At 59.0% G+C, this 20,085-nt stretch carries 23 protein-coding genes and 1 tRNA gene; 17 read left to right on the top strand and 7 right to left on the bottom strand.

Annotation, left to right across the window (positions count from 1 at the left end; all coding sequences use genetic code 11):
* The first annotated feature begins 91 nt into the window (after positions 1-91).
* The 8 genes from xerD (at position 92) to lysA (ending at position 10,412) form a co-directional block, all read left to right on the top strand.
* Complete coding sequence (xerD, locus tag DVU_RS07860) at positions 92-976, top strand: site-specific tyrosine recombinase XerD (protein ID WP_010938943.1); 885 nt, start codon at positions 92-94, stop codon at positions 974-976.
* Complete coding sequence (locus DVU_RS07855; protein ID WP_010938942.1) at positions 973-3,687, top strand: CBS domain-containing protein; 2,715 nt, start codon at positions 973-975, stop codon at positions 3,685-3,687. Before xerD ends, DVU_RS07855 begins: the two co-directional genes overlap by 4 nt.
* Positions 3,688-3,773: 86 nt before the next feature.
* Positions 3,774-4,274, top strand: a complete 501-nt coding sequence (locus DVU_RS07850) for an HIT family protein (RefSeq protein WP_014524404.1) — start codon at positions 3,774-3,776, stop codon at positions 4,272-4,274.
* A gap of 10 nt (positions 4,275-4,284) precedes the next feature.
* Entirely contained in the window at positions 4,285-4,656 is a 372-nt protein-coding gene (locus tag DVU_RS07845) for a LapA family protein (protein ID WP_010938940.1), read from the top strand.
* Positions 4,657-4,670: 14 nt separating this feature from the next.
* Complete coding sequence (locus tag DVU_RS07840; RefSeq protein WP_010938939.1) at positions 4,671-5,795, top strand: tetratricopeptide repeat protein; 1,125 nt, start codon at positions 4,671-4,673, stop codon at positions 5,793-5,795.
* 163 nt (positions 5,796-5,958) lie between these two features.
* Positions 5,959-8,676 (top strand): DNA mismatch repair protein MutS, encoded by a 2,718-nt coding sequence (gene mutS / locus DVU_RS07835; protein WP_010938938.1) that lies wholly within the window; start codon positions 5,959-5,961, stop codon positions 8,674-8,676.
* Positions 8,660-9,100 carry a lipoprotein gene (locus DVU_RS07830; RefSeq protein ID WP_010938937.1) on the top strand — a complete coding sequence of 147 codons (441 nt, stop codon included), beginning with the start codon at positions 8,660-8,662 and terminating at the stop codon, positions 9,098-9,100. Before mutS ends, DVU_RS07830 begins: the two co-directional genes overlap by 17 nt.
* Before the next feature lie 73 nt (positions 9,101-9,173).
* A complete protein-coding gene (lysA, locus tag DVU_RS07825) occupies positions 9,174-10,412 on the top strand; it encodes a diaminopimelate decarboxylase (protein WP_010938936.1) in 1,239 nt (412 codons plus the stop codon).
* Between the two features lie 225 nt (positions 10,413-10,637).
* Here lysA and DVU_RS07820 read toward each other — a convergent pair whose 3' ends face one another.
* Positions 10,638-11,081 (bottom strand): arsenate reductase ArsC, encoded by a 444-nt coding sequence (locus DVU_RS07820; protein WP_010938935.1) that lies wholly within the window; start codon positions 11,079-11,081, stop codon positions 10,638-10,640.
* A gap of 158 nt (positions 11,082-11,239) precedes the next feature.
* Here DVU_RS07820 and DVU_RS07815 point away from each other — a divergent pair, with 158 nt between their 5' ends.
* The 3 genes from DVU_RS07815 to DVU_RS07805 all read left to right on the top strand — a co-directional run bounded on the left by DVU_RS07815 (position 11,240) and on the right by DVU_RS07805 (position 12,867).
* Entirely contained in the window at positions 11,240-11,584 is a 345-nt protein-coding gene (locus DVU_RS07815) for an ArsR/SmtB family transcription factor (protein WP_010938934.1), read from the top strand.
* A gap of 5 nt (positions 11,585-11,589) precedes the next feature.
* The gene (locus DVU_RS07810) at positions 11,590-12,705 is read left to right on the top strand and encodes a permease (protein ID WP_010938933.1); all 1,116 of its coding nucleotides are present in this window, start codon (positions 11,590-11,592) and stop codon (positions 12,703-12,705) included.
* Positions 12,706-12,790: 85 nt separating this feature from the next.
* A tRNA-Pro gene (locus DVU_RS07805) sits at positions 12,791-12,867 on the top strand.
* Between the two features lie 465 nt (positions 12,868-13,332).
* Here DVU_RS07805 and DVU_RS07800 read toward each other — a convergent pair.
* Positions 13,333-13,521: a hypothetical protein gene (locus tag DVU_RS07800; RefSeq protein WP_041722636.1), complete on the bottom strand. Its 189-nt coding sequence runs from the start codon at positions 13,519-13,521 to the stop codon at positions 13,333-13,335.
* A 155-nt stretch (positions 13,522-13,676) separates the two neighbouring features.
* Here DVU_RS07800 and DVU_RS16820 point away from each other — a divergent pair, with 155 nt between their 5' ends.
* From DVU_RS16820 to DVU_RS07785, 3 genes are read left to right on the top strand one after another with little or no spacing between them, the layout of a single operon-like run.
* A complete protein-coding gene (locus DVU_RS16820) occupies positions 13,677-13,844 on the top strand; it encodes a BrnT family toxin (protein ID WP_223295082.1) in 168 nt (55 codons plus the stop codon).
* The gene (locus tag DVU_RS07790) at positions 13,831-14,148 is read left to right on the top strand and encodes a BrnA antitoxin family protein (protein ID WP_014524405.1); all 318 of its coding nucleotides are present in this window, start codon (positions 13,831-13,833) and stop codon (positions 14,146-14,148) included. Before DVU_RS16820 ends, DVU_RS07790 begins: the two co-directional genes overlap by 14 nt.
* Before the next feature lie 39 nt (positions 14,149-14,187).
* On the top strand, positions 14,188-14,490 hold the full coding sequence (locus DVU_RS07785) for a HigA family addiction module antitoxin (protein ID WP_014524406.1): 303 nt from the start codon (positions 14,188-14,190) through the stop codon (positions 14,488-14,490).
* A 20-nt stretch (positions 14,491-14,510) separates the two neighbouring features.
* On the opposite strand, the gene DVU_RS07780 is transcribed toward DVU_RS07785, so the two are convergent.
* Positions 14,511-14,834, bottom strand: a complete 324-nt coding sequence (locus DVU_RS07780; protein ID WP_010938931.1) for a DUF2590 family protein — start codon at positions 14,832-14,834, stop codon at positions 14,511-14,513.
* A gap of 44 nt (positions 14,835-14,878) precedes the next feature.
* Between DVU_RS07780 and DVU_RS07775 the strand changes: the two genes are divergently transcribed.
* Complete coding sequence (locus tag DVU_RS07775; protein ID WP_014524407.1) at positions 14,879-15,151, top strand: BrnT family toxin; 273 nt, start codon at positions 14,879-14,881, stop codon at positions 15,149-15,151.
* On the top strand, positions 15,129-15,371 hold the full coding sequence (gene brnA, locus DVU_RS07770) for a type II toxin-antitoxin system BrnA family antitoxin (RefSeq protein WP_010940650.1): 243 nt from the start codon (positions 15,129-15,131) through the stop codon (positions 15,369-15,371). Before DVU_RS07775 ends, brnA begins: the two co-directional genes overlap by 23 nt.
* 95 nt (positions 15,372-15,466) lie before the next feature.
* Here brnA and DVU_RS07765 read toward each other — a convergent pair whose 3' ends face one another.
* Positions 15,467-16,399 (bottom strand): phage tail tape measure protein, encoded by a 933-nt coding sequence (locus tag DVU_RS07765; RefSeq protein WP_014524408.1) that lies wholly within the window; start codon positions 16,397-16,399, stop codon positions 15,467-15,469.
* Between the two features lie 205 nt (positions 16,400-16,604).
* On the opposite strand from DVU_RS07765, the gene DVU_RS07760 reads away from it, so the two are divergent.
* Positions 16,605-17,201, top strand: coding sequence for a flavodoxin family protein (locus tag DVU_RS07760; RefSeq protein ID WP_010938929.1), 597 nt, complete (start codon positions 16,605-16,607; stop codon positions 17,199-17,201).
* A gap of 670 nt (positions 17,202-17,871) precedes the next feature.
* Here DVU_RS07760 and DVU_RS07755 read toward each other — a convergent pair.
* The 3 genes from DVU_RS07755 to DVU_RS07745 form a co-directional block, all read right to left on the bottom strand.
* Complete coding sequence (locus tag DVU_RS07755; protein WP_010938927.1) at positions 17,872-18,792, bottom strand: manganese-dependent inorganic pyrophosphatase; 921 nt, start codon at positions 18,790-18,792, stop codon at positions 17,872-17,874.
* 134 nt (positions 18,793-18,926) lie between these two features.
* On the bottom strand, positions 18,927-19,598 hold the full coding sequence (locus tag DVU_RS07750) for a PTS sugar transporter subunit IIC (protein WP_010938925.1): 672 nt from the start codon (positions 19,596-19,598) through the stop codon (positions 18,927-18,929).
* Positions 19,599-19,623: 25 nt separating this feature from the next.
* Positions 19,624-20,085: a PTS sugar transporter subunit IIB gene (locus DVU_RS07745; protein WP_010938924.1), complete on the bottom strand. Its 462-nt coding sequence runs from the start codon at positions 20,083-20,085 to the stop codon at positions 19,624-19,626.

Raw genomic sequence — 20,085 nt, 5'->3', positions numbered from 1 at the left:
CGGAACAGCCATGAAAAGAACCAACGCACAGCCTACATCACGTAGTTCTTCCACCGCGCAACCGGCACGTCAGGTCCGCCTCGCACCGGTAATGGACAGGTGGCTGGAACATCTGCTCGTCGAACGTGGCCTTGCCGAGAATACGCTCGCGGCCTACAGCGCAGACCTGATCGAACTTCAAGTCTTCCTTGAAGAACGAGGGTGCCTACTTGCCGAAGTCGATGAGCAGACCCTTTTCATGCACGTGGTCGACTTGCGTCGCCGGGGCATGGCTGGCCGGACGCTGGCCCGGCATCTTGCCACGCTTCGGGGCTTTTTCGCCTTTGCCGTCGGTGAAGGTGAACTTGAAGCCGATCCGGCATTGTTCCTTGAAAATCCGAAGCTGGCGCGCAACTTGCCGGATGTGCTCACCCGTGACGAGATGGCCACCATCCTCGCCCGTCCGGACCTCTCTGACAGGCTTGGCTTCCGTGACCGGACGATGCTCGAACTCATGTATGCCGCGGGATTGCGCGTGTCAGAGCTTTGTGCCCTGCGCCCGCTCGATTTCGACGCGCAGGCTGGCGTGGTGCGCGTCTTCGGGAAGGGAGCCAAAGAGCGCATCGTCCCGGTGCATCATGTCTCATGCGCGCTCGTCACGGCCTATCTCCGGGATTGGCGTCCGGCCTTTTCTCCCGTCGAACCTGCGATGTTCCTGAACCGTTCCGGCAAGGGGCTGTCACGGCAGGCAGTGTGGAAGGTCGTCAAGCGCCATGTGGCAGAGGCTGGCATCCACAAGGACATCTCTCCCCATACCTTCAGGCATTCCTTTGCCACGCACCTGCTTGAAGGCGGCGCCGACCTGCGCTCGGTACAGCTTCTGCTTGGGCACGCCGACATCAGCGCAACCGAGATATATACGCATGTGCAGGCTGACAGGCTTCGACGCATCCACAACGCGCACCACCCCCGCACCCGCAGGCCCCGAACGCCATGAGCCAATCCCCACGCATAGCCGCCCCCACACTCATCACGGCCCACGCCAATGCCGATTTCGACGCGCTTGCCGCCATCGTCGCGGCGGGGCGACTCTACCCCGACGCGGTGCTCGTCTTTCCGGGGGCGCAGGAACGCAATCTGCGTAATTTCTTCATCGAAAGCGCCACGTACATGTTCGGCGTCAGGCAGGCACGCGACATCGACCTTGCCACCGTCCGTCTTCTTGTCGTCGTGGATACGCGACAACGTTCACGCATTCCCCATGTCGAAGCGGCCCTCGACAACCCCGGTCTCGAAATCCACCTGTGGGACCACCACCCCGACACCGACGACGACCTGCCTGCCACGTTCAGCCGCGTCCTGTCATGGGGCGCGACGACGAGCATCATCGTGCACGAACTCCGGGAACGGGGCATCTCGCTCACCGAAGACGAGGCCACCATGCTGGGCCTCGGCATCTACGAAGACACTGGGTCGTTCACGTTCAACTCCACGACACCCCACGATTTTTCCGCTGCGGCATGGTTGCGTGAACAGGGCATGGAACTCAACACCATCGCCGAGCTCATCACCCGCAACCTCACCAGCGAACAGGTGCAGACGCTCAACACCCTTCTGGAGACGGCGACCACGCACGAAATCCGCGGCATTCCCGTCGTCATCGCCGAGGCGTCGATGGATGCGTATATGGGCGACTTCGCCGTCCTCGCGCACAAGATGATGGACATGGAGAGCATCAAGGTGCTCTTCACTCTCGCACGCATGGGTGACAGGGTGCAGGTCGTGGCCCGCAGCCGATTGCCCGATGTGGATGTGGGTGCCATCTGCAAGGCCCTGGGGGGCGGCGGTCATGCCTACGCCGCGTCTGCCTCGGTCAAGGACAAGACGCCGCAGGAGGTGCGGGATGAATTGTTCGGCCTGCTCTACCTCGCCATCAACCCGGAGGTCAGCGCGCGCGACCTCATGTCTGCCCCCGTGGTCGGTGTCGAAGAGGACCGCAGCATCCGCGACGCCGAAGAGGTCATGAACCGCTTCGGACTCAAGGCCGTGCCCGTCTTCGCCTCGGGCACCAGAGCGTGCGTGGGGTACCTCGAATACCAGACGGCCACCCGCGCCCTCACACACGGCCTCGGCGACATGCCCGTCACCGAATACATGCAGCGCAAGGTTCGCGTCGTCGGACGGGATACGGCACTGCAAGAGGTGATGGATATCATCGTAGGCCATCGGCAGCGGCTGGTCCCGGTGGTCGAAGACGACAATGTCGTGGGGGTCGTCACGCGTACCGACCTCATCAACGCCATTGTCGACGAACCTGCGCGCATTCCCGAGGCGCTGCTTCCGGAAAGCCGCAAGGAACGTAACATCGCCCCGTTGATCGCGGAGAAGCTGCCCCCTTCCCTACTCGCCCTGTTGCAGCGGGCCGGGCGCCTCGGCGAACGGCTCGGGGTCAGCGTGTATGCCGTGGGGGGCTTCGTGCGTGACCTTCTGCTCGACAGGCCGAATTACGACCTCGACCTTGTCATCGAAGGTGATGGTGTAGCATTCGCCCGCGTCTTCGCCGCCGAAGTCGGCGGCAGGTTGCGTGAACATGCCAAATTCAAGACCGCCCTTGTGATCTTCACCGATGAAAACGGCGCAGAGCAGCGTGTAGACGTGGCCACGGCAAGACTCGAATACTACGAGTATCCGGCGGCGTTGCCCACCGTGGAACTGTCGTCGATCAAAATGGACCTTTTCAGGCGCGATTTCACCATCAACGCGCTCGCTGTCCAGCTGGATGGCGCACAGTTCGGCAGGCTGGTCGACTTCTTCGGCTCGCAACGCGACATGAAGGACAAGGGCATACGGGTGCTCCACTCGTTGAGTTTCGTCGAAGACCCCACCCGCATCCTCCGCGCCGTCCGCTTCGCCGTTCGCTACGACTTCTCCATCGGCCCGCAGACGCAACGCCTCATCAAGAACGCCCTCGGCCTCGGTCTCATGGGGCGCCTGTCGGGCCCGCGCATCTTTCATGAGCTGCGTCTCATTCTCGAAGAGCAGGCTCCCGTGGAGTGTCTGGCCCGTCTGGAGCATTTCGGCGTTCTCGAGGCCATCCATCCTCTTTTCAAGCTTACGCCCTCCAGGACGAACCTGCTCGAATCGACGGAACAGGTTCTCAACTGGTACCGTTTGCTCTACCTTGATGAAGAACCCCAGCGCTGGCTCATCTATCTGCTGGCCCTGTGCCTGAACATGAAATACAAGGAATCGGCGTCCATCGCTGATCGGCTGGCCCTGCCGCCGTCTGCCCGCAATGCGTTCCTCTCCACCCGCGAAACGTTGCGCAGCACCGGCCCTAAGGTGGAAAAGTGGATGCGCGAGGAAGGCCCCCTAAGCGAACTGTACGCACTGCTCAAACCATTGGCCCTTGAAGGCGTGCTCCATATGATGGCCCGGTCGAAGAGCGAAGATTTGCGTCGACATGTCTCGCAGTTTCTGACCAGACTCCAGCATGAGAAGCTCGATATCAACGGTGATGACCTGCGTGCCATGGGCCTCCCCCCCGGCCCCGCATACGGGCGTGTGTTGCAGCATGTGCTGGCCGCCAAACTCGACGGGCACGCACCCACACGTACGGTGCAGCTGGAGTGTGCCTACACCCTTGTGCAGGGCGAATTGGCTCAGGCGATGGAAGAGGGGGTTGCCCAAGTCGGGCGCTCCGTGTAGACCAGCGTGAATACACCACGAAAACGGCATGTTGCGCCAGCCCGCCAAGGGCACCGCGAAACATGGCGATCAGAGGATTCGCTTTCATGGAAACGCTCTGGGCCCCTTGGCGTATCGACTATATTCTCGGCCCCAAACCCGACAGCTGCGTATTCTGCCTCCCGGAACATACCGGCGAGGACGAGGCACGGCTCATTCTGTACAGGGGCAGGTACAACTTCGTGATCATGAACAAGTTCCCCTACAACAACGGGCATCTCATGGTCACCCCCTACAGGCATGTGATGGACCTTGCCGCACTCGCCCCCGAAGAGGCACACGAATGCATGGACCTCATCCAGTCATGCGTGCGCATCCTCAAGGGGCGCTTCAACCCGCAGGGCATCAATGTCGGCTTGAACCTCGGTGAAGCCGCGGGGGCCGGCATCCGGGAACACCTGCATTTTCACCTCGTCCCCCGCTGGAACGGCGACTCTTCGTTCATGGCAGTCATGAACGAAACCCGTGTCATACCCGAGCACCTTTCATCGACATACAAGGCCCTTAAACCCCACTTCGACCGTCTCGCCGCGGACGGGGATGCATGAGGAGGACTGCATGCGTTACATCAAGGTTCTGGTTTCGGTTCTGATCTTTTTCATCACGATGATGTTCTTTGTGCAGAACAATGAAGTCCTGCAACAGACCGTCACGCTCAAGCTCGACTTTTTCCTGAACCCGGCGTGGAGTTCCATTCCGCTGCCCTTCTATTTCATGATTCTGGCAGCATTTCTCCTGGGTGCGCTGTGTACGCTGTTCGTACTGGTCTACGACCGTCTTCGCCTTGCCAACAATCTTCGCAAGGCCAACAAGCGCGTCCGCACCCTTGAAAAGGAAGTGAACTCCCTGCGCACCCTGCCCCTCAAAGAGGCACCCCGCGCCGAATCCGCCCCTGTCGCTGCGGCAGCCGAAGCCAAGACCGACAAGTAACGCCGGAGGGCCTCGTGTCGATTTTCGCCAACCTCAAGGATCGGATGAAGGCTGTGTTCCAGCCCCGTTCCGATATCCTCGCCTCACAGGATGCCGAATCCACTCCCGGTTCTCGCGACGCGCTCTTCGCCATCGAGGAGTTGAGCCGGGCCGTGCGCAACGACCCGGACGCCGTGGAAATATACCTCGCTCTCGGCAACCTGTACCGGCTTCGTGGTGACATCGACCGGGCCGTCCAGATTCGCAGCAGTCTCATCGTACGGCCCGGGCTGGACAACAGGTTCCGCGCCCGGGCCTACCTTGAACTTGGCAGGGACTACCGGCGCGGCGGTTTCGTCGACAGGGCCCTTCAGGCTTTCGACGAAGCTCAGCGCCTCGGTGCCGAACGTGACGCCATCATCCTCGAACTGGCCCATTTGCACGCCGACTCTGGCAGCTTCGACCTGGCGGCAGAACAATTCGGGCGTGTCGGGCACAAGCCCGCCCAGGCGCACTATCTCGTCCGCCATGCAGAAGACCTCTGCGGGCAAGGCGAATTCGCCGAAGCCGTCAAGACGCTCACGCGTGCCGTCAAGGTCTACCCCGGTTCCATCGAGGCGTGGACGACCCGCATCGCAATGCACATCCGTTCCGGAGAATGGCGCAAGGCCAAGTCGATGCTTCGCGAGGCCATGCAGAGCGTCAGCCCCGACCGCCGTTTTCTTGTCTTCGACGGCATCCTTGCCATAACGCCGCCCGAGAACGCGCCTGACAGCGTGCAGCAATTCGAACAGAACCGGTGCGAATGCGTGTTGCCGGTCATCAGCGAACAGGAGCCCGAACTCCTGCTGCATTACTATGGCGCTCTTTTCCTGTTGCGCTGCGGCGAGCGGGAACAGGCTGGCAACTGGCTTGCCAAGGCCATGGTACTGCGCCCCGATTTCTGGGCCGCGCGCCTTGAACTGCTCGGCATCTCCATGGACAGGCAGCAGCTTTCTCCTGTCTTCAAGGGACAGCTCGAATATTTCGTCTCGCAGGCGCGTCACGTGAAGCGTTTCGTATGCCAGAATTGCGGGCTGCGCCGTGAACAGGCCTTCTACCTGTGCCCCCGCTGTCGCAGCTGGCACAGCGCGACATTCAGGCTATCCCTTCAGGATTGAGGTGTACGCCCCGCCCCTGCCCCGGCAGGGTATTGCCTGCCCGCCAGACCACGGGTAGGTTCCTTGCATCCTCCATGGGCACGGCTACCCGCACAATGCCTGACGGCAGCACATCGCATGTGTCGCTTTCAGTCCTATTGCACTTCCACACCGACGGATTCCGATGACCAACCCTTCGCCGAAACTGACCCCCATGTTCGAGCAGTACCTGCGCATCAAGGAGGACTATCCTGATGCCCTGCTCTTCTATCGCATGGGCGACTTCTACGAACTCTTCTTCGACGACGCAGAGACCACAGCCCGCGAACTCCAGATAGCCCTCACCTGCCGCAACCCCAATGCCGAACTCAAGGCCCCCATGTGCGGTGTGCCCTATCACGCCGTCGAAGGGTATATCAGCCAGCTTCTCGACAAGGGCTACCGCGTCGCCATCTGCGAACAGATAGAAGACCCCAAGGAAGCCAAGGGCCTCGTCAAGCGTGCCGTGACCCGGGTGCTCACTCCCGGTACGGTCATCGATGACGCCAATCTCGACGCCAAGGAACACAACTATCTCGGGGCGCTGTTCTGGAATCAGGATGCCGAAGCCGGAGCCTTCGCATGGGTCGATGTATCGACCGGGGAATGGTCAGGACTCTACTCGCGCAAACTGGCCGAGTTGTGGCAGTGGGCGCAGAAGATGGCCCCGCGCGAACTTCTGCTGCCCGAGGGCGTCGACACGCCCGCCATGGCGACTCTGGGTACGACGCAGACGGTGCGAGTCCCGGCACGGTCGCATTTCGACCTCAAAAGCGGCACGGAACGCGTCATGCGCGCTCAGGGGGTGGCAGACCTCGGCTCGCTCGGCCTTGAAGGGAAACCGGAACTCGTTCGCGCGTGTGCGGCGCTACTTGCCTACCTCGCCCAGACCCAGAAACAGGAACTCTCGCATCTTGCACCCTTCAAGCCCCTGAATCTCGGCCGCCACCTCATCATCGACGAAGTCACCGAGCGCAACCTCGAACTCTTTCATAGGCTGGATGGCCGGAAAGGGCCGGGAACGCTCTGGCATATCCTCGACCGGACGCTCACTCCGATGGGCGGCCGTCTTCTCGAAGAGCGGATGCACCACCCATGGCGTGAAGCCAGCCCCATCCGTGAAACGCAGCAGGTCGTGGAATGGCTGTTTCAGGACGATGTCCGCCGTGAAGCCTTGCGCACCGCGCTCGACCTCGTCTACGACCTTGAGCGTCTCTCGACCCGCATCTTCCTCAATCGGGCCACACCCAAGGATTTCATCGCCCTTCGCCAGAGTCTTTCCGCCTTGCCTGCTGTGCGTGCGACGCTCGAGCGTCCGGCAAACCCGGAAGGGACATACCCCACCGATGCGGAGACCTCCGGCGACACACTGCCCAAACCCCTGTCGGACATGCTCTCGGCGTGGGACGACCTTGCCGACTATGCCGACCTGCTGCGACGCGCGCTCACCGACAACCCGCCGCACCTCGTCACCGAGGGAGGTCTCTTCCGTCCCGGCTTCGACCCCGACCTTGATGAACTGCTCGACCTTGCGGAACACGGCGAAGCAAGGCTTCAGGAGCTTCTGGCCGAAGAACAGACGGTGAGCGGGCTTCCCAAACTCAAGCTCGGCTACAACAGGGTGTTCGGCTATTTCTTCGAGCTTTCCCGGGCCGGGGCCGACTCCGTTCCGGAGCATTTCGTCCGCCGCCAGACGCTGGCCAACGCCGAACGTTTCACGACGGAACGCCTCAAGGAGCTTGAAGAGAAGCTCGTCTCCGCGACAGACAGACGCAAGACGCTGGAATACCGGTTATTCCAGTCGCTGCGCGACACCGTGGCCGAGGCACGGCCACGTGTCCTGTTCATGGCGGACATGCTCGCCCACCTCGATTTCTGGCAGAGTCTCGCCGATGTGGCCCGACGCAACGGCTGGGTGCGCCCGGACGTGCACACGGGCCATGACATCGTCATCCGTGAAGGACGGCACCCCGTCGTCGAGGCGATGCAGGGTTCAGCCTCGTTCGTGCCCAACGACCTTCGCATGGACGAGAAGCGCCGCCTGCTGCTCATCACCGGCCCTAACATGGCAGGCAAGTCCACCGTCCTGCGGCAGACTGCCATCATATGCCTTCTGGCCCAGATGGGGGCTTTCGTGCCCGCCCGTGAAGCGTCCATCGGCATTGCCGACCGGATATTCTCGCGCGTGGGGGCCTCGGACAATCTGGCACAGGGGCAGAGCACCTTCATGGTGGAGATGATGGAGACGGCGCGCATCCTCCGTCAGGCTTCGAAGCGAAGCCTTGTCATCCTCGATGAGATTGGCAGGGGCACGAGCACCTTCGACGGCATGGCCCTTGCGTGGGCTGTGGTTGAGGAACTCACCCGGCGCGCAGGGGGAGGCATCCGTACGCTCTTCGCCACCCATTACCATGAGATAACGTCGCTCGAAGGCCGCATTCCGGGGGTGCACAACATGAACATCGCCATCCGCGAATGGAACGGCGACATCGTGTTCCTGCGTCGCCTTGTCCCAGGCCCTGCAGACAAGAGCTATGGCATCGAGGTCGCGCGCCTAGCGGGAGTGCCCCATTCCGTGGTACAGCGGGCGCGTGAACTGCTGGCAGACCTCGAGCGCACGCGGGATGCTGCGAGAGGGACGAACAGTGCCCCCTCTCGCCAGACGCTGCCCGGTCTCGACCTGCCCTCGAAACAGGAACAGGTCGACACCATCGTCGCCCCTCCTCCATGCTCTGGTGTGGAGCACCCGCTGCTTGTGGCATTGCGTGACATCGACACTGACGACATGACCCCGCTTGAAGCCCTCAAGCGTATCACTGAATGGAAACAACTCTGGGGGACAACCCGTGAAGATCGCTCATAGCCTGATATTGCTGGCGTTGCTTTCTGCTCTCGCTCTGGGCTGCGGCAAGAAGGCCCTGCCCCAGCCGCAGGATGAAAGGGAGATGTTCCGCTGGACAGGTGCGAAGGCGACAGCCAAGTCCGACTGCCTCAGCATCGACGCACAGCTTGTCGGGAACCTTCGTAACGTAGCGGGCGTGGTTCTTGAGCTTGAAGCCGCTGATACGGGCGAACAGTGTGCCAACTGCCCGTTCCTGCCCGTCGAACGCAAGGAATTCGCCATCGACAACCTCTCTGCGCAGGGAAAGTCCGGCCGCATAACCCTCGACTACTGCCCCACGGTCGAGGCACCGGCCTACAGATGGCGTCTTGTAGGGCGCAATGTATACCGTACATTCCCCTATCAGCTGACACAGGTGCAGACGGTGGTCATGCCGCGCAAATAGCTGCTTTCCCCAATCCGGCGGGCACACGCGACATGCTTTGAACATAGTCCGGACAGCCAAGAACGGAGGACACATGCACCTCTTCCAGTATCGAGAAGGCTCGCTGTTTGCGGAAGACGTCTCCATCATCGATCTCGCCTCGACCTACGGGACTCCGCTGTATGTATACTCTGCGGGTACCCTCGAACGTCATTACAGGGCCTTCGACAGTGCCTTCGGCAAGGCGGCGCATCTCACCTGCTTTTCAGTGAAGGCCTGTTCGAACATCCATATCCTGAAGTTGTTGGGTAGCCTTGGTGCGGGAGTGGACATTGTTTCGGGTGGTGAATTGCACCGGGCGCTGCTGGCTGGGATACCGGGCAGACGTATCGTGTACAGCGGCGTCGGAAAGCGTCCCGATGAAATCCGTTCCGCCCTCGAAGCGGACATTCTGATGTTCAATGTCGAATCGTTGCAAGAGTTGCGCACCATTGAAGAGGTCGCGGCGTCGATGGGGACGACGGCGCGGGTCAGCCTGCGCATCAATCCCGACGTCGACCCGCACACCCATCCGTACATCTCGACGGGCCTTCAGAAGAACAAGTTCGGCATCGAGATGACACAGGCACTGGAGGGCTACATGCTCGCCCGTGACCTGCCGCATATCGACCCCATAGGCATAGATTGCCACATAGGCTCTCAGCTGACGAGCCTGTCCCCCTTCCTTGAAGCCCTCGACAAGGTGCTGGAATTCCGCGAGCATCTGTCCATTCTGGGGTTGGACATCTCATATCTCGACCTTGGCGGCGGGCTTGGCATCACCTATGGCGAAGAGACCCCCCCTCATCCGCGCGACTTCGGACGCGCTGTACTGGAGCGCACCAAGGGGCTGAATCTGACTCTCGTCCTTGAGCCTGGGCGTGTCATTGCAGGCAACGCCGGTATCCTCGTCACAGAGGTGCTCTACACCAAAACGACCCCGAGCAAGCAGTTTGTCATTGTCGATGCCGCCATGAACGACCTCGTTCGCCCCTCGCTATACGCGTCGTATCACCGCATCGCCGAAGTGCTTCCCCATGGACGGACAGAACAGACCGTCGACGTGGTAGGCCCCATTTGCGAGTCCGGAGATTTCCTTGCCCGCGACCGGGTTCTTCCCGCTGTTGAGCAAGGAGAGTTGCTGGCGGTCTTTTCAGCCGGTGCCTACGGATTCTCCATGAGTTCACAATACAACTCACGTCCACGTGCGGCGGAAGTTCTCGTTCGTGGCGATACGGCAAAGAGCATCAGACGTCGCGAAACCTACGACGACCTGACCGCACTGGAAGGCTAGCCCTAAAGACAACTGGAAACCGCTGAGGTATGGGCGACGAGTCGGCATGCCTCTAGCCCGGAACGAAAAGGGAACCCTGCATCGGCAGAGGGTTCCCTTTTCGCATTCAAGCCCGGCAATGACAGCAGCAGGCGGCTTGATGCACCGCTGACCGATTGATGCGGCAATCAATGCCAATCAAGTATCAACTGTCAGCCTGCCTGTGAGCCTGCAACACTCGACCTTTCAATCTTGCCAGTCCGGCAAAAGAGAATGAGGCAATCGGGATACGAACAGCCGGATTTCATCCCGTACCCTGCGGTAATGCTCCAGTGCTTCTTCCGGTGATTCAGCTCTCGCGGCAAGTGATGGCGGGTCATCGAATCCCCTGTGAATACGCTGTGCCGTGCCCGGAAACCACGGACAGTTTTCTGCAGCATGTCCGCATAACGTTACGACAAAATCGAAAGAGAGGTTCGGGAACGCTTCCAATGTCTTGGAGTGCTGACGAGAGATGTCCACCCCGCATTCTGCCATCACCTTCATGGCTTTCGGGTCCAGACCCTTTGCCAGAACTCCCGCAGAATAGGCGTCAACTTCATCCCCTTTGAGCGCGTGTGCCCATCCTTCAGCCATCTGGCTTCGGCAGGAGTTACCTGTGCAAAGAAACAGAATGCGTATTTTTTTCATATAATAACCCTATGTTATAGTCGAACGAAAAAGGCGTTACCGCCGCGTTATGCTCACACCGCCTTCATGCCGTACTTCTGATCTGAACCGCGCAGTGGTTGACAAGCAATCGTTATTTGTCTATTTTGCCAAATAATCAAGTTAAATGGTGAGGGTGTATGGATACCACAACGCAACATATAGAAAAACAAGCACAATTGTTTAAGGCTTTAGGGCATCCGAGTCGATTGCGCATGGTGCATTTCCTCAAAGGAGGAGCACGGTGTGTTTGTGAACTGCAAGAGTTGATCGGGTCGGATATGTCCACCGTTTCGAGACATTTGAGCGTACTCAAGAACGCCAAGATCGTAAAAGACGAAAAGAAAGGCACCAATGTCTACTACAGCCTCGCCCTTCCATGCCTATCCGCTTTTCTGGAATGCACATATGATACGCCGTTTCGAAGGAAATGCTGTGTTGAAAGTATGGGAATCGCAAACGGCAATCAAGAAGTAGAAGGATAAAAGCAATGACCCAATGTTCTTGTAAAAATAGTATGGGGCCTTCATCTGGCGACCACGCAGACCCTAAACTTGTATACATTGTAAAGGCCGCTGTTGTTTCTGTAGTGTGGCTTTTCTGTTACATGATGCTTGAGACGTGGGCAGAGTTCATCACTCTAAAATTGTTAAGAATCGACATCTCGACTCGCCTTGGAAGCTCTATCGTCTTTTTCATGTATGACACGGTGAAGATCCTCATGCTGCTTGTCATGATGGTCTATGGCATTGCCTGGATGCGGGCGGGGCTGAATGTCGAACGTGTACGAACCTATCTTGCAGGAAAGCGCCAAGCGCTTGGCTACCCGCTCGCTGCCTGCTTCGGCGCTGTGACGCCGTTCTGCTCATGCTCAAGCGTGCCGCTTTTCATAGGTTTTTCGACAGCGGGTATTCCTCTTGGCATCACCATGGCGTTTCTCATCACATCTCCACTCGTCAACGAAGTTGCCGTCGTTCTTCTGTGGGGACTGCTAGGCTGGAAGCTTACTCTGGTCTATGTCGGCATCGGCCTGCTTGCAGGTGTGTTTGGGGGGGGATGCATGTCGTGGGTAAAGGCTGAACGATGGCTTCAACCGTTTATCCGACAGGCAATGCGCCCTGCAGGTGGCGGCCTTACGCCTTTTGCACCGTTGCCGAGTGCGGTTGCTCCGAAGATGACATGGAGAGATCGTCATTCTTTTGCGAAAAATGAAACGAGTTCGATTTTCAGTAGAGTATGGAAATGGGTCATCGGGGGGGTTGCCTTGGGAGCTGCACTCCATGGCTATCTGCCACAAGAATGGGTGGAAGAGACCCTCGGAAAGGGGCAATGGTGGTCGGTTCCTGCGGCCGTTGCGGTTGGCATTCCCCTCTACGCCAATGTCACTGGCATCATCCCCGTCATGGAGAGTTTGCTGCTCAAAGGGATGCCCATTGGAACCACCCTTGCCTTGTGCATGAGCGCCGTAGGGGCAAGCCTGCCAGAATTCATCATGCTCAAGCAGGTGATGCAATGGAGGTTGCTAGCCCTGTTTGGCGGACTGTTACTGGTGCTGTTCACGTGCGCTGGCTGGCTGCTGAACATGGTTGAAAACATCCTGCGATAATCCAGCCCGAGATGTATCCATAACAAAGGACATTTTCAGGCTTGCCTAACAGGGCGCTTTTCGTCTATCTGTCCCTTCTGCCTTGCGGAACGTAGCGCAGCCTGGTAGCGCACCTGCCTTGGGAGCAGGGGGTCGCTGGTTCGAATCCAGTCGTTCCGACCATGAAATCAAGAGGTTACGAGTGTCGCTCGTAACCTTTTTGCGTTCTGGGGACAACAGAGGGACAACAAGCTCCCTCCCTGCCCTGCCCGACAAAAACCAAAGCCAATATTTGCAGCGCATTATATAGCATCCCATGCATGCGCCCTGTGCAACATGATTGCACGACGTTGCAATGCCTTGCACTCTATGCAATCGGCAGTTTCCGCAGACAAGGCTTGCAGCGCATACCAGACCCCTCCTTTGCCACCCCTTTCAAGTTGCAACTTTTCCACCCGCACAGCCCGAAGGTTTGGGGCGGAGGAGTGATTTTGTTTCGGGGGCTGGCGTTTTTCTCGCGCAGCATGGTGACGGGGCGAGGCTGCGCCCCCATGACACGCCCCACGCGAACACGTCCAGCCACTGGCCCGAGGCGTACCGTAGAAAGGTGTTGGGCAAGGCGTCCTCGACCAGCAGCGAGACCAGCCATTACGCCGGGGCCGTGACCATGGACGAGATGAGCCGCCAGAACGGCGACCATGCGCTGTCGTTGGTGATGCGGCTGTCCTGCATGGTGTTGATGGCATCCCACTCGCGCTGCATGTCCTGCGCGGTGACGGGAACGCCTGCCTGCCGGAGCATGGAAGTGAAGAGGTCGGAAGGGGTCTGGGTGGTCATCGGACAATGCTCCTTCCCTTGACGTAGTTGCAATTTGTAACTACAAACTTGGCATGCGCTTCGAGTGGGACGAAAACAAACGCCGGGCCAATGTTGAAAAGCACGACATCGACTTCGTGCAGGCGGCACAGATGCTGGCCTGTGCGCTCTAACTCGTGCACGACAGGCGCAAGGACTATGGCGAACCCCGGTGCCAAGCCATAGGGGAATACGCGGGCATGGTGCTGGTCGTCACCTTCACCATGCGCGGGGCAGACCTGTTCAGGATCATTTCCGCCCGCCGCGCAAACTCCAGAGAGCGGAGGAACTATGGCTACGAATAAGGACAAGAAGGTCGACTTCGACATCGAAGAGATCAGCAAGATGCGTCCGCTCACCGACGGCAAGCGCAGCAGGGCCTTTTCCGACGCACAGCTCACGGCCAATGCCGAGACCGACCCCGACAACCCTATCCTGGACGATACGTTCTGGGAGCGTGCCCGACGTGTGCCCCCTCCGCGCAAGAAGCAGGTGACGTTGCGCCTTGATGCCGAAGTACTTGAATGGTTCAAGCAGCAGGGCAAAGGGTACCAGACCACCATCAACGCCATCCTGCGCGCGTACAAGGAATCCCGACCGGGCCGATAGCGCCCTGCCGTTACCCTCTTGGACTGCGAGGAATCCCCCATGCGCACCCGCACCAGAAAGCCCACGCAACCCGGCGGCATCCTGCACAGGATGCACATGGAGCTGCTCGGCCTGACGATCACGGCACTTGCGCAGCAGCTTGGCATTTCGCGCAAGGCCCTTTCGGCTATCGTGAATGAGCGCGCGGCCATCACGCCCGACATCGCCTTGCGACTCTCTCGCGCCCTCAACACCACCCCGGAACTCTGGCTGAACATGCAGCAGGCGTTCACGCTGTGGGAGACCGCCCACACGAGAACCGAATGGCGTGCCGTGCAGCCCGTTCGAGCCGCCAACGCATAGCCTTCACCCTTGCCCATCTCTCATGCCTCCAGCTTGAGCGTGATCTCGCCGTAATCCACGGTCTGGGCCGTGAGCCAGTATTCGCCCGGACGCGCCTCCTCCACGGCAGTGGAGCCGGGTACGATGCGCTTGTCGTCGTCCACGGCGATGGTAATCCGCACGATGTTGGTTCGGCGCTGCCGGGCGTCGCGGTTGGCGATGATGTCCACCAGAAGCCCCGATTCGCGGATCATGTGTACGATGTCCTGCGCGATGGACGCGCGGCCTTCGAGCATGACGGGCTGCCCGCCCGCATCGAGGGTGAGATCGTCGTCCGTGATGCGGAGGTCGATGTGTCTGGACATGGTATCCACCTTGACAATCACCATTGTTTACATATGATTTTCATATGGTTTTCGAGTACGCCCCCGCGAAGAGCGCAAGCAACAGAGTCAAACATGGCATTGACTTCGAAGAAGCAACGGCCTTGTGGGACGACCCGCAACTGATTGAGATTCCCAGCGCCCATACTGAAGAACCACGCAGGCTTGTCATCGGCTACATGGCAAACCGCTGTTGGGCTTCCGTCGTCACCGACATGGACAAGGCGACCAGGATCATCTCCGTACGACGAGCAGGCAAAGAGGAGGAGGCGTTGTATGCAAGAGCAAATTTCAACTGAAGAATTCGACCGCCGCTTTGACGATGGCGAAGACATCACCCCTTTTCTGGATCTTTCTGCCGTCCGGCATCCCAACCGCCAGAAGAAGAGCGTCAACGTAGACTTTCCGCTCTGGATGGTCGCGGCTCTCGACAATGAGGCCAAGAACCTTGGCATCTCGCGGCAGGCGCTCATCAAGACCGTGGTCGACAGGCACCTGCGCGAGCGCAGGCAAGCATAGCCTTTCAGGCTGGCACCGCCCGTCATGACCCCGTATCGCCCCGCGATGCGGGGTCTTTTGTGTGACTTGCACATGGTTGCCGTCCGCTCCATCTCCTACCCCGCCGCCAGCACGAGCTGCTCTTTCAGGTGTGTGGCATCCATCGGCTTGTCTGTGGTGATGTTGACCGTGCCGATGGTCGTCGTCTTGCTGTTGCCCCCCTTGGCGAACACCTTGCCCCCTTCACGCATGAGTCCGGCAGATGGCACCACGGGTGTACGGGCGGCTTCGAGCGAGGCCACGGGGGCGGGAGGTTCGACGGAAGGCGCTCCGGGGGCGGCGTCCGGCATGGCAGGCGCAGAGGCGGAGCCTGAAAAGAGGCCCATCACACCTGCAATGGCGTTGTACATGACGCGGAACGGCGCGATGACGGCAAGCACCGTCTCCACGAGGGCATTGCCCCATGCAGTATCGCCCAGCGCGGCCTTCAGCGCGGCCCACCAGCCGAGGCAGTCGCCAAGCTCCGCGATGAGCGACAACACGCCAAGCACGACCCACGTGATGGGGTTGGCGAGGAAGGCGGAGTTGAGCAGCCACTGGGCCGCCGTCTGCAAGCCTGTGACCTTGGTGAGCAGGCCGAAGGCCACGGCCACCAGCGCCAGTTTGCCGATGCCTGTCACGGCTGCCACAAGGCCCATGACGCCCGCGAAGGTGACGCTGGCCACGGCGAGGTAGCCTATCCACCTGAAGAGGTTGGGGGCGATGCCAATCCAGCGGTTGAGCGTACCGAGCACCTCCACGATGTGCCCGTCCAACACCTCAAGAGGCGGCAGCAGCACCTGCCCGAAGGACGAGGCCACCACGTTGATTGCGCCTCCGAGGCGGCCCCACACGTCGGTCATCCTGGCTGCCATCTGGCGGGCCTTGTCCATGCCCTGCACCTTGCCCAGCGTGATGCTGTAGATGGCGTTCTCGAAGTCGAGCAGGAACAGCCCGCGCCGATGGCGGCGGTAATATATGTAGGCCTTCTCCTGCACCGTCTCCGCCATGAAGAGGCGTCCGTAGTACAGCCTGTGGACAAGAAAGTGGGCAGCTTGAATTATATGTTCCAACGAGTCACAATTGCTTATTGACTGCCCCCCAAAGAAGAACTCTTTTGACCGGATAAGTCGAAAACATTAGCATTCTTCTTTCAATCGAAATCATGTTAATATTTCAAACAGTTCGTACGATATAATGACAGGGACGTGTGGAATGAAGAAGATACTCGCAATTAATGGATCATATCGCGAAGGAGGGGTAACAGATCAGATACTTGATCATTTTGAGTATGCCGCCAATACATTTGACATGCAAATAGAGACCGCTGTTCTCAGAAATCTACATATTGAATTCTGCACAAACTGTCGAAGATGCACACAAGAAGCAGGGAGGAAGCCTGGGACCTGTATTCATGAAGACGAAATGAATACATTGATTCAAAAGATTGAAAATGCCGACTTCTATGTCTTCGCATCACCAACGAACATGTACTCGTCAACTGCTCTTTTCAGACGTTTTCTCGAGCGATTGGTGGTTTACGGGTACTGGCCATGGAGTAAGAATGCTCCTGAATTTCGCAAGGAAGGCGATGCCAGGAAGAAGGCAATTCTTGTTTCGTCATGCGCTGCACCTGGTTTTATGGGACGATATTTCAGTGACACCTTAAAATCCCTGAAAAGTGCCGCCAAACTTGTGGGGGCTGATTCTGTAGGAACACTTTTCGTGGGGCTGGTGGGTAAAGAAAGAAGTCCTAGGCTTTCAGATAAAAACATACGGGAAATCAAATCATTGGCAATGAAGCTCATTTAACCGCATTTCAAAACCTGCGCTCTGTCCTGATGAATCTGGTAACAACCAGAGCATCCCGCACTCGCCATACGTCCATCAGGCGTCACAGGAGGCCAGCTTACCTCTCCGCCCTTCTCTACCCGTACAGTCGACGCGCAACAGCCCAAGCTGGCAAGTACAGCCAGTCCGCGGAGGGTAGCCACCCGCTCATTATGTACAGCCACACCCGTGACGGCTTTTGCCATCATGACCATGAGTACATGGTGCCGGAAGCCATGCGAAAGGAAGAGACGACCATCCGGCGGTTCAAAGAAACAAAATGCCGCTCGCCCCGGTCATGCCAAACCGGCGCCGACCGCCACTCTGCCCGCATCCCAGCAAGCCTCCCCGGCGTGACGCATCAGCTCGAGAGTCGACATCGCCAGCTGCCCCGCGTGCCCAAGCGGCCGCGCAAACCGACGGGCCATGGAACTCGAACGGCTCAATAGAATCCAACCGCAGACAGTATCGACGAAAAGCATGCCTGCTTTCCGTCATCATACTCCCCCTCTTGGCAAGGGCTATTTGTTGACATCACCTTGCCAGTCAAACTGAAGAAGATAAATCCCACGCTCATCGTATTTCAGCCAGATAGCACAAAAGGGCTGGCGGTCACCCGCCAGCCCCCAACGCACAGAGGAAGAGTTCCGAATTAGCCCTTGAAGGCCTTTTCGAAGTTGGGAACGACCTGCTTCTTGCGGCTCATCACGCCGTCCAGCCACACGGAGGTGCCTTCGGGCTTCACGCCGAACGCGGCTTCGACCTTCGAAGGATCGTCGGAAACGATCAGCATTTCCGAGCCTTCCTTCATGATGTCGGTAAGCAGCAGGAACACGCTGTGACGGCCTTCGCCCTTCACGCGGGTGATTTCTTCGTACAGGCCAGCCTTCACGGGCTCAAGGATGGACAGGTCGACGACTTCAAGCTGGCCGATGCCGACCTTGTTGCCGTTCATGTCGAAGTCCTTGTAGTCACGGAAGACGAGGTCCTTCATGGAAGCGCCTTCAACAGCGGACTTCACCTTGAACATGTCCATACCGAGGGCCATCACGTCGGCAACACCGGCGATCTTGGCGAGCTCTTCGACGGCCTTCTTGTCCTGCGGGGTGCAGGTGACCGACTTGAACATGACGGTATCGGAAAGGATGGCACAGAGGAGGCCTCCGGCGATACCCTTGGGCACTTCGATGCCGTAGAAGTCGTACATGGCCTTGATCACGGTGCCAGTGCAGCCCACGGGCCATACCCACATTTCAAGCGGGTTGGGGGTGGTCACGTCACCAAGCTTGTGGTGGTCGACAACGCCGAGGATTTCAGCGTCGCCGAGGTCGGCAGGAAGCTGGGCGCGTTCGGTGGTGTCGACAAGGATCACCTTCTGACCGGCGACGGAGGACACCACTTCAGGAGCGGTGAGACCGAACTTTTCGAGAACGAACGTGGACTCGGGGGTGGGGGCACCCTGAGCGACGGCCTTGGCGGCGACGCCGCGCTTGGTCATCAGGTCGGCAACGCCGATGGCGGCGATGATCGAGTCGGTATCGGGATTCATGTGACCAAGAACGAGAACTGCCATTGTTATGTCCTCCATTGGATTTGTAATCTGCGAGAGACTCGCCTTATGCCGAAAGAAAGTTTGTGCCAAATAGCACAATCACCATCGCATGCCAAGCCCTGAGCAGCAGCTGAAGCAAAATTTTTTCCTTGAAATCAGATGACGACAAGCGCGGCGACCCCGGCTGCCAACGAAAAACCGAAAACGACATACGCCCTGCGGATGCGAAGGGACAGTATGCCACCAAGTCCCGCAACGAACCACAGATGCCCCCACATTACCCCGCTGACACGCGGAATATACCCGAATGCCGATGCAAAGATGCGAATCGTGACATCAAGCACAAGCGACCACGCGACGAACAGAAGGAACTGGGCAAACCCGTGCCACAGAAGCGACGACCTCACGATCTTTGCAGGCAATACGCGATCGTCCCCCGGCTGACGGCCCCAGTGCAGTATGGCGTTGTACTGCCTGTTCTCGCGCTTGCGCAGCAGGTATTCGAGTTGGGCACCGCAAAGAGCGGCAGGCAGAACAAGCAGCAGCGGAACAGCCAGAAGGTCGGGTGATGGGAGATTGAAACGCCCTGCCACCACAAGGCATAGCAGCAGGGAGAGAACACCGTTGGGCGGGATGTAGGTACCGGCGGGGAAAAGGTCGAGCCAGAGCAGTTCATGGAATACGGCGAGTGATAGGGCCATCTGCCACTCACCTGTGATAGCCCCCCATATGAATCCGACCGAGAGCGGACGCTCTAGAAAGCCGAGGTTGACCTCATAGCGGAGCAAAGCGAACAGGGCAAAAAAAAAGCGGCGGGAAAGGCCCACAGCACCCACGAGACATCAAGCATCGTCACCACCCCTTGATCTCTACAGGGTCGTTGGGGACACAGCGAAAGTCGAGTTCTATGCCGCCGCGCTGCAGGTAGCGCATACAGCCTTCGTCCTCGTCCGAGACGGCCACATGGGCACAAAGTTGTTTCTTGCCAGGAGAATAGTGTAGATTACCGACATTGAGTACGCCTATCTGCACGCCAGCATCATGCAAGCGCCTGGCATCCCCGCAGTTGGCGACAAGCACGAGGGTCTCGACCCTGCCCGCGCCACCGGCAGTCACCACGGCTTTGAGTTCGTCGACACGCAAGAAACGCACTTCAACCCTGCCCGGAATAGCCAGAGAGATAATCTGCTGCTGCAAGTCGTCGGATGCGAGCGCATCGTTGACCACAAGCAGACGAGTGGCCCCGGTATAGGGCAGCCACGCCTCGATGATTTGCCCATGTACGAGGCGATTGTCGATGCGATACCAGAACAT

This window comes from Nitratidesulfovibrio vulgaris str. Hildenborough (genome assembly GCF_000195755.1).
Lineage (GTDB): Bacteria > Desulfobacterota > Desulfovibrionia > Desulfovibrionales > Desulfovibrionaceae > Nitratidesulfovibrio > Nitratidesulfovibrio vulgaris.
This window is presented reverse-complemented; position numbering and strand designations above follow the sequence as displayed.